General features: G+C 71.1%; 8 protein-coding genes and 1 pseudogene. 7 read left to right on the forward strand and 2 right to left on the reverse strand.

Going from position 1 to position 7,758, the window contains the following annotated elements; genetic code table 11:
- Positions 1-141 precede the first annotated feature (141 nt).
- A complete protein-coding gene (locus GEV10_31070) occupies positions 142-924 on the reverse strand; it encodes a methyltransferase domain-containing protein (GenBank protein MQA82845.1) in 783 nt (260 codons plus the stop codon).
- A gap of 134 nt (positions 925-1,058) precedes the next feature.
- Here GEV10_31070 and GEV10_31075 point away from each other — a divergent pair, with 134 nt between their 5' ends.
- From GEV10_31075 to GEV10_31095, 5 genes are all read left to right on the forward strand, one after another.
- Complete coding sequence (locus tag GEV10_31075) at positions 1,059-2,525, forward strand: bacillolysin (GenBank protein ID MQA82846.1); 1,467 nt, start codon at positions 1,059-1,061, stop codon at positions 2,523-2,525.
- A 65-nt stretch (positions 2,526-2,590) separates the two neighbouring features.
- Entirely contained in the window at positions 2,591-3,583 is a 993-nt protein-coding gene (locus GEV10_31080) for a sigma-70 family RNA polymerase sigma factor (GenBank protein MQA82847.1), read from the forward strand.
- 39 nt (positions 3,584-3,622) lie between these two features.
- Positions 3,623-3,991, forward strand: a complete 369-nt coding sequence (locus GEV10_31085; protein MQA82848.1) for an MmcQ/YjbR family DNA-binding protein — start codon at positions 3,623-3,625, stop codon at positions 3,989-3,991.
- Positions 3,927-4,151, forward strand: a complete 225-nt coding sequence (locus tag GEV10_31090) for a DUF1905 domain-containing protein (protein MQA82849.1) — start codon at positions 3,927-3,929, stop codon at positions 4,149-4,151. The genes GEV10_31085 and GEV10_31090 overlap by 65 nt, the downstream gene beginning before the upstream one ends.
- A 63-nt stretch (positions 4,152-4,214) precedes the next feature.
- Positions 4,215-4,484, forward strand: a complete 270-nt coding sequence (locus GEV10_31095) for a hypothetical protein (protein ID MQA82850.1) — start codon at positions 4,215-4,217, stop codon at positions 4,482-4,484.
- A gap of 10 nt (positions 4,485-4,494) precedes the next feature.
- Here the strand turns inward: GEV10_31095 and GEV10_31100 are convergent, their stop codons facing one another.
- On the reverse strand, positions 4,495-5,526 hold the full coding sequence (locus GEV10_31100) for a homocysteine S-methyltransferase family protein (protein ID MQA82851.1): 1,032 nt from the start codon (positions 5,524-5,526) through the stop codon (positions 4,495-4,497).
- Positions 5,527-5,688: 162 nt separating this feature from the next.
- On the opposite strand from GEV10_31100, the gene GEV10_31105 reads away from it, so the two are divergent.
- Both GEV10_31105 and GEV10_31110 read left to right on the forward strand, forming a co-directional pair.
- A complete protein-coding gene (locus GEV10_31105) occupies positions 5,689-6,534 on the forward strand; it encodes a hypothetical protein (protein MQA82852.1) in 846 nt (281 codons plus the stop codon).
- Positions 6,535-6,597: 63 nt separating this feature from the next.
- Positions 6,598-7,613, forward strand: a pseudogene (locus tag GEV10_31110) (aldo/keto reductase).
- Positions 7,614-7,758 lie beyond the last annotated feature (145 nt).

Raw genomic sequence — 7,758 nt, forward strand, 5'->3', positions numbered from 1 at the left:
AACCTGGTCAAGGTCGGAGCGCTGGCAGCGTGAAGAGCCCCACCGGGATGAATCATGCCCACCTGACCGGTCACCGATAGCCGCCCAACCGTCTGCCGAGGTCGCCGTCACGACCCCACAGGGTTTTTCAGGTCGAAGTAGCTAACGGGGCGTCGATACGACGAGGATCAGGGATCCGTCGAAGGTCGGTCGGGTGCGCAGGTGTCCGTGCCGGCTGTCCCAGGTGCCGTCGGCGAGGTCGCGGCGGAGGTCGGCGGTGAAGCGGTCGTGGACGCTGGTGTCGACGAAACTCCACGCCGAGCACGACTGCCGTGCTCCCGGATCGAGCAGGGCCTCGGGCCGCCCGTAGTACGCCTGGTTGAAGCCGTCGACGCAGTCGAGCGGGATCGGCACCGCGGTCACACTGGTCCGGCCGCCCAGGCCGGCGGTGAGGTCGTCGACGGGCGGGTAGCGTCGAGCCTCGTTGTCGATCACCTCGGGGGCGTACTCGTAGAGCCAGAACCGGCGGATCAAGGTCGGATCGCCGGTCAGGACGACGACCGGGCCGCGGGTGACGCGCCGCATCTCACGCAGGCCGGCGCGCAGGTCGGCCCACTGGTGGACGCTGAACGTGGTCATGGCCGCGTCGAACGAATGGTCCGCGAACGGCAGGCTCTCGGCGGTCGCGTCCACTGCGACAGCCAGGTCACTCGGCCGCTGTGCGCGCATGGACGCCGATGGCTCGACAGGCGTGACCACGCGTTCCCGCGGTTCGTAGGAACCTGCTCCGGCGCCGACGTTGAGTACGGTGCCGGCATCGCCCAGCGCCCGTTCGATCCGGTCCGCGATACGCGGGTCGGGCCGCCGGTATCGCGAGTACGCGCCGCCGATCTGCCCGTAGTCGGCGTCACCGGCGCTGCCGTCCGGGCGGCGGTCACGATCCATGGTCGGAGGCTACAACGGCCGTTGGGGCTAACGGTCCGTCCATCCCGCCTGCCAGGGCGGGAAGTTTACCGCTCCATGACCGTCGCACCCCTACACTCGACCGGGCCGGACGGGCCGGCGAAGGGGAGGCGACGATGACGGCTTCGAGACGCACCCGGGTGGCGGCGGCCGTCGTCGCCGGTCTCACGACGGCGACGATGAGCTCCATGCTGGCCGCCGCCTCCGCCACTGCCGCACCGGCCGATGCCGTGCCCGCGGACGTGACTCTCGTCCGCACCAGGCAGTCGCTCCTCGGCACCCATCAGTGGTACGCGCAGACGTACCGTGGCCTGCCGGTCGTCGGCGGCTACTACGCGCGGCACCTCGACAGGTCGGGGAGGGTGCAGAGCGTCTCCGACGGACGTGACGCCGTCCCGGCGGGCCTGTCGACCAAGCCCGCCGTCTCCGGGCCTGCCGCGACGTCGACGGCGGTCGACGCGGTACGCACGCGGGTGACCAGGCAGGCCGACATCGACAAGGACAGCGGCTACGTGCCGGCCGCGGACCACAGCAGTGCGCGGCTCGCCGTTCGCGGCGGCGCGTCCCCGACACTGGTGTGGCAGGTCACCACCCGGTCGACCGGCGGCGCCGCCCGCACCCTCGTCGACGCGGACGACGGCAGGACACTGGAGGTCAGGTCGCTCTCGCGGGCGATCACCGGCCGCGGCCGCGTCTTCGACCCCAACGCCGTGGTGGCGCTGCGCGACGAGACCCTGCAGGACGAGAACGACAAGAACCTCGAGGTGTTCTGGCCGGCGTACAAGAACGTCGCCCTGCGCAACCTGGACGGGTCGGGCAGGCTCGTGGGCCCGTACGTCCGGATCACCAAGGCCACCGGCGGCCTCGCGTCGTCGGACGAGAACAGGTTCGTCTACCAGCGCAAGAACGACCGGTTCGAGCAGGTGATGGCGTACTACCACCTGAACCAGACGCAGGAGTACATCCACGGTCTCGGCTTCACCGACGTCAACAACGAGTCACAGGACGTCGAGACGAACACGTTCGCCGGCGACAACTCGTTCTACGACCCCAGCACCGACACCATCACCTTCGGCCGCGGAGGCGTCGACGACGCTGAGGACGCCGAGGTGATCTGGCACGAGTACGGGCACGCGATCCAGGACGACCAGGTGCCCGGCTACGGCGAGTCGCAGGAGGCGGGCGCGATCGGCGAGGGCTTCGGCGACTACTGGGCGGCCACGATGTCGGTCCCGGTGAGCCGCAACTTCGACCTTCCGTGCATCGCCGACTGGGACGCCGTGTCCTACACGACGACGGAGCCGCACTGCCTGCGCCGTACCGACACCGCCAAGACGACCGACGACGCGACCGGTGAGGTGCACGACGACGGCGAGATCTGGTCAGCGGCACTGTGGGACATCAACCGCACCCTGGGCCGCCAGCGCGCCGACAAGGCGATCCTGGAGTCGCAGTTCTTCTACGCACCCGACACCTCGTTCGCCGACGCCGCCCGCGACGTCGTCGCTGCGACCCGTCACCTCTACGGCGCCGGTGCCGCTGCGGCGGCCACGCGAGCGTTCGAGGAGCGCAAGATCCTCTGACCCGCCACGGCACCGACCGGTCGCCGGCGTCAGAATGCTCCATGAGGCGACCGGTGAGGACGGCGATGCCGACAGACGAGGTCCGCGCCGCGCGGCTGCTCGACGCCGCGCGGGCGGGTGACTCCGTCGCCTTCGGCCAGGTGATCGATCCGTTCCGTGCCGAGCTGCTCGCGCACTGCTACCGCATGCTCGGATCCGTCCACGACGCCGAGGACGCGGTGCAGGAGACCCTGGTGCGGGCCTGGCGCGGCCTCGCGCGGTACGACGACCGCGGCACGATCCGGGCCTGGCTGTACAAGATCGCCACCAACAGGTGCCTCACGCTGATCGAGCGGCGCGGCCGCCGGGAGCTGCCGGCGGACCTCGGTCCCGGCGCGCCGCTGGCCGAGACGGTGTGGCTGGAGCCGTATCCCGACGACCGGCTGGGCGTGGCGGAGCTCGGCCCCGAGGCCCGCCACGCGGCGCGGGAGAGCGTGGAGCTCGCGTTCGTGGCCGCGCTCCAACACCTGGGGCCACACCAGCGCGCCGTCCTCGTCCTGCGCGAGGTCCTCGAGTTCTCGGCGCGCGAGGTCGCGGACCTGCTGGAGACCACGGTCGCGTCGGTCAACAGCGCGCTGCAGCGCGCCCGCAAGGTGCTGCGTCCGCGGCGGCCGGGAACCAGCCAGCAGGTGACGTTGCGCTTGCTGGACGACGGCGTACGCAGGCTGGCCGGCCGGTACGCCACGGCCTGGGAGCGCGGCGACGTCGACACCATCGTGTCGATGCTGACCGACGACGCCAGGTACTCGATGCCGCCGGTGCCGCAATGGTACGAGGGACGCGACGCCGTCCGGGCGTTCCTGGTCGAGGGACCGCTGACCATGCGGTGGCGCTTCCTGCCGGCCTCGGCCAACGGGCAGCTCGCGTTCGGCACCTACCGGTGGGATGCGGACAGGGCGGTCTACGTCCCCGCGGGACTCGACCTGCTCGCCCTGCGCGGCACGGAGATCGCCGAGGTCGTCTCGTTCCTGACGGCGGACTTCGGTGCGTTCGGGCTCCCCGCCGAGCTCGCGGACTGACGACTCGGACCTGTCGGCGCCGGCCGCTAGCCTGCGGGCATGACAGAGGATCCGCTGCCGCGACTCCGCGCGCTGTGCATGGCGATGCCCGAGGCGACCGAGCGGCTGAGCCACGGCGAGCCCACCTTCTTCGTCCGCGACAAGCGCTCCTTCGTCATGTACGCCGACCGGCACCACGACGACAGGGTCGCGTTCTGGTGCCCCGCGCCGCCGGGTGTGCAGGAGGAGCTTGTCGAGACCGAGCCCGACCGGTTCTTCCGGCCGCCCTACGTCGGGCCGAGCGGGTGGCTCGGGGTCTACCTCGACGTCCCGCTCGACTGGGACGAGATCGCCGCGATCGTCGATGACGCCTACCGCAAGGTCGCGCCGAAGAAGTTCGTCGCCGAGCTCGACGCCCGCGCGAAGTAGCGCAGCCGACCAGTCGACGGCCACCCCGTTCCAGGCCACCCTCATGCCGTCCGGCACCGGCCCCCACTGGCTCCCGCTCCGGGCGGCCCTGTGCAAGGCGATCGGCAAGCACGAGGCTGGTGCCGAGGTGACCGTTCACCTCCGGCAGCGCCTCACCTGACCCTGTCCGTGCCGGGCGCCGCTGTCAGACCCGCGGGAGCCGCGGGTCTGACAGCCTGGTCCGATGACCCGTTCGCGTGTCTTCCTCGCCGTCGGCCTCGTACTCCTGGCCGTGGCACTGGTCGTGCCGCTCGGTACGCTCGGCGCCCTCGCCGGCACCTCGCTGCCGTACCAGGACCCGACGCCGCAGCTGCTCGACGAGCAGGCCGCGAGAATCGCCTCTCTGCAGCGGGACCTGGCGGTGCGCGCATCGATCTCGGGCATCCTGATCGCGGGATCGGCGCTCACCCTCGTCTACGCGCGGCGGCGGAGGCGTGTGTCCGACCGCACCTGAGTCACGAACGTCAGAGCATGCCGGCGTACTGCTTGTTGCCCACCTTCAGCGTCGGGTCGCTACCCAGGTAGGCGTGCTTGCTCATGTCGGGGGAGTACGCGCTCGCGTACGGCAGCCGGCCCATCGCCTCGGCGACACCCCTGATGTGGTGCGGGCCCGCGCCACAGCAGACGCCGACGTAGTTCACGCCGAGCGCGTACGCGTCCCGTGCGAACTCGGCCATCTCGTACCGCGTGCAGGTGAACGGGTCGAGCCCGGTCGGGAACGCCCGCACGTCCGGCGTACGAGGGTCGCGCAGCGACTGCATCGTCGGCTGCGCCGGGGTCGTGCGGTACGGCACGGGGAGCGCGGCGACGTGGCACGACACGGCCTGCCGGATCTCGGCGAGCAACGGCAGCGTGGTGAGCGGTCCGCGCCCGCAGTTGACGCCGACCACGTCCGCGCCGGCCTGCTCGAGTGCCTGGAACGACTCGCGGACACCGTACCCGTCGCGAGTGAAGTCCTCCTGGTGGAAGACGAGCGTCACGACGGTGGGCAGCCCGGACTCGCGCATCACCTGGGTGCAGAGCAGCGCCTCCTCGAGGTAGCTGAAGGTCTCGCCGATGAGCAGCTCCGAGCCCTCCTCGACGGCCCAGTCGACCTGTTCGGCGAACATGGCCCGGATGCCGGGTCGCGCGTTCTCGTCGGCCCACAGGTTCGTGTTGCTCAGGTTGCCCGCGAGCAGCGTGCCGGACTCCCGTGCCACCTCGCGGGCGATCGCGAGAGCGGTGCGGTTCAACGGTTCCAGGATGTGCTCCTTGCCGACGAGGCGGAGCTTCTCCCGGTGGCCGTAATAGGTGAAGGCCTCCACGATGTCCGAGCCGGCGTGCACGAACTCGCGATGCAGCGAGGCGACGACCTCGGGGTGCTCGAGCACCACCTCGGGTACGAACGCACCGGCCTGCACGTAGCCGCGTCGCTCGCACTCGAAGAGATAGCCCTCGGCGCACACCACCCCGCTGCCATCGAGCAGCGCGAGTAGGCCAGGCTTGCTGTCCGACATCCAGTTCCCCCTCGTCGATCGGTTCCCGCCCCCGAGGGCGGTCCTGATGGCCACCGCTCGGCTCTACACAAGACACAGCCCGTTGATCGGTCAACGTGCTGTTGCGTCGACAGCAACGCGAGATGCATCGTGTTGTCGGTCGTGAACGAGAAGAGGAGTCCGATGGCAGCTTCCGGTGTGCGGGTCGTCGCGTTCTGCGTCCACCCGGACGGGTTCAGGGTGATCTCGCAGTGGGCCGTGCAGCGCGGACACGACCTCGCTCTGGTCGTGACACTGCCGGGCGCGGACCACTACGGGCCCGGCCAGGGCTCGATCCTCGACGTCGCCTCGGGGACCGACGTGGTGGTCAGCCGGAGACTGCGGTCCGGCACCGCGTCGCTGGTGGCGGCCGTCCGGCCCGACCTGGTGGTGTCCGCGAGCTTCGCCCGGCGGATCCCCGCCGAGATCATCGGCATTCCGAAGTACGGCGCGGTGAACCTCCACCCCGCACCGCTGCCGCGGGGACGCGGACCCAACCCGCAGCGCCTGACGTACGAAGGCGATCCCGAGGTGGGTGCGACGCTGCATCGCCTGGCGGAGGAGTTCGACGCCGGCGCGATCCTCAGCCGCCAGGTGCGTCAGCTCGGGGCCGACGAGCTGACGCCGCAGGGTCTCTTCGCCGTCTGGGCCGACGTGCTCGCGCGGGCGCTCGACGAGGGTGCTGAGCGCGCGTTGGCGGGGGAGCCGGGGGAACAGCAGGACGAGTCCGCCGCCACGTACGCGGCACCGTTCACCGACGACGAGTACCGGCTGCGGTGGGGCGAGCCCGCGCTGACGCTCCAGCGTCGCGTGGCCGCGCTCAACCTGCTGGGGCCGCGGGCGCGCGTCGTCCTCGACGGGAACGAGAGCCGGTGGCGGTCGCCGTGCGACGCCTCGACGGTGAGTATCCGGAGGTCGCGCCAGGCACCGTGCTCGACCGGTCGGGCGACGTCGTCGTCGTGCGCGCCTCCGACGGCGCGGTCGAGGTGACCCTCGCCGCGGAGCAGCCCGGCGCTTGACCTGGAGTGCGCTCCAAGTGTCACCGTGCTCGACATGACGACGATGACACGAACACTCGGACGCAGCGGGCTCGACGTCAGCGCTCTCGGCCTGGGGTGCTGGGCGATCGGCGGACCGTTCTGGCAGGGCGAGCAGCCGGTCGGCTGGGGTGAGGTCGATGACGAGGAATCGGTGCGTGCCGTACGCCACGCTCTCGACCTCGGCGTGACCTTCTTCGACACCGCCGACGTGTACGGCACCGGGCACAGCGAGCGGATCCTGGGCAAGGCGCTCGCGGGCCGTCGTGACGACGTGGTGATCGCCACCAAGTGGGGCAACACCTTCGACGAGACGAGCCGGCAGTGGACCGGCACCGACACCTCGCCCGCGTACCTGCGCCGCGCGGTCGAGGCGTCACTGCGCCGCCTGGGCACCGACCGGATCGACCTGTACCAGCTGCACCCCGGAGACCCGGCCGTGGACGAGGTCGAGCCGCTGCTCGGCGTGCTCGAGGAGCTCGTCGACGCCGGCACGATCAGGGCGTACGGATGGAGCACCGACCTCGCCGACCGGGCCGAGGCATGGGCCCGCGACGGCGCGCACTGCACCGCGATCCAGCACAACCTCTCCATCCTCGACCAGGGCTTCGCGGCACTGGCGGTGTGCGAGGAGTACGGCCTCGCGAGCGTCAACCGCGGGCCGCTGGCGATGGGCATGCTCACCGGGAAGTTCACGCGGTCGAGCACGCTCGGTTCCGACGACGTGCGCGGAGTGCCGCCGCAGTGGCTCGCCTTTTCCGCGACGGCCGCCCCGCGCCGGAGTGGCTCGACCGGGTCGCGGCGGTGCGCGAGGTCGTCACCGGCGGCGGCCGGACCCTCGCGCAGGGTGCACTGGCCTGGATCTGGGCCCGCAGCGACCGCACCGTGCCGATCCCGGGATTCCGGACGGTCGCCCAGGTCGAGGAGAACGCCGGTGCCATGGCGCACGGCCCGCTCACCGCCGCCGAGGTCGCGGAGGTCGACCGCCTCCTCGCCGACCTGTCGGAACGTCAGCGGGCCAGGACCGGCTGAGGTTCTGAATCGTCAATAGGCTCGCCGCCCGCACCGTTTGATCACGTGCACGTGATCAACGTGGACTTCACCTCGTGCCGGGACGAGGTGAAGTCCACGTCGGTGAGGTGAAGCTCCACCGACGACCCTCGCAGCGCACCCGTGA

Source organism: Streptosporangiales bacterium (assembly GCA_009379955.1).
Taxonomy (GTDB): Bacteria; Actinomycetota; Actinomycetes; order Streptosporangiales; family WHST01; genus WHST01.